The following is a 1,218-nucleotide window of genomic DNA, read 5'->3' as shown; positions in this document are numbered from 1 at the left end:
CTCGTCCGACAGGTCGATGCGCGACTGCGCACCCTGCACACCATGCGGAACCAGCTTCGCGGTTTCCACACCCGGCTTCTCAGCCTGCACCGCCACAGCGGTGACCGGCGCCGCCGCCTCGACCGGGGTGGTGTCGGTGTGGTTCAGCGGACCGGCGGCCAGACCACCGGCGACAGCCAGACCAGCAATACCAAGAACGCTCTTACGCATGATCGTGTTCATCAGATGCTCCATTCGGGGGTTGGCACCACAACCGCCGAAGGGGGATCAGCGGGGGCGCAAGCACCGTCCGGCGCTCAACAAAACTCAAGGGGATCCGGCGTCACGCACCGGGAAGAATCAGACCGGCCATCTGAAGACCGGGAGCGGCCCGTACCGCGGGGCGAGGGGGTCGCCCTCCACCGGCCGGGACCATGTGTAACGACCGGCAGCCCACCACCATTCCGGGGCCGGGGCCTGCACGCCAGCCCGCCGGGGGCGGGGGCGGCCTTGCTCGGCCGTACGCAGGGTGTAACGACCCCGCCCCGCCCACCATTCCGCCCCCACGATGTCCCCGGTCACAACCCGAACCGGACCCACGGGATGCCACCGCCCGGCCCTGTCGAGCTGCCCCACAGATGGGGCACAACTGGACCCCACGGGATGCCGCCACCTGGTCCCTGTCGAGCTGCCCTCACAGACGGGGCACAAACTGGACCCCACGGGACGCCATCGCCCGGCCCTGTCGAGCTGCCCTCACAGACGGGGCACAACTGGACCCCACGGGAGGCCACCGCCCGGCCCCTGTCGAGCTGCCCTCACAGATGGGGCACGTGCCGTTGCTGGGGACCGAAGCCTGACGGGAGATATCGTGCCATGGCGGACGACCGAGCCTGATGAGGCACAATGTGCCCTCGCGGGCGACCGAGCCTGGTGTGACCGGTGGTCCTACAGATGGGGCAGCTCGACAGCGCCCACCCCACCCGACCCGCCGGACCTCGCGACAGCGGGTCGACGGGCCGGGGTAGGCCGGGGTGGCGGTGCAGGAGGCGGAGACGGTCGGGGTCGACACCCCGCAGCCGGCCCCACGCCGACCCCACTCCGACGCCTCACCGACGCTTTGCGGCAGCCGTACCGCACAACCGACATCCAGGCACGGACGGCGCGACCACCGACGGGGTGTGGCCCGCCGTGCCCGGCGCAGGGATCAAGCCTGACCGCCCGGCGCCGGGCACGGCG

1 pseudogene is annotated in these 1,218 nt (G+C 71.4%); it reads right to left on the bottom strand.

Annotation, left to right across the window (positions count from 1 at the left end):
- Window positions 1–222: pseudogene (locus AB0G14_RS35820) on the bottom strand (hypothetical protein); the annotation flags it as partial.
- Window positions 223–1,218 lie beyond the last annotated feature (996 nt).

The sequence above is a fragment of the Micromonospora sp. NPDC023814 genome (assembly GCF_040639595.1).
In the GTDB taxonomy this organism is placed as follows: Bacteria; Actinomycetota; Actinomycetes; order Mycobacteriales; family Micromonosporaceae; genus Micromonospora.
Note: the sequence above shows the minus strand (reverse complement) of the source record. Positions and strands in the feature narration are given on the sequence as shown.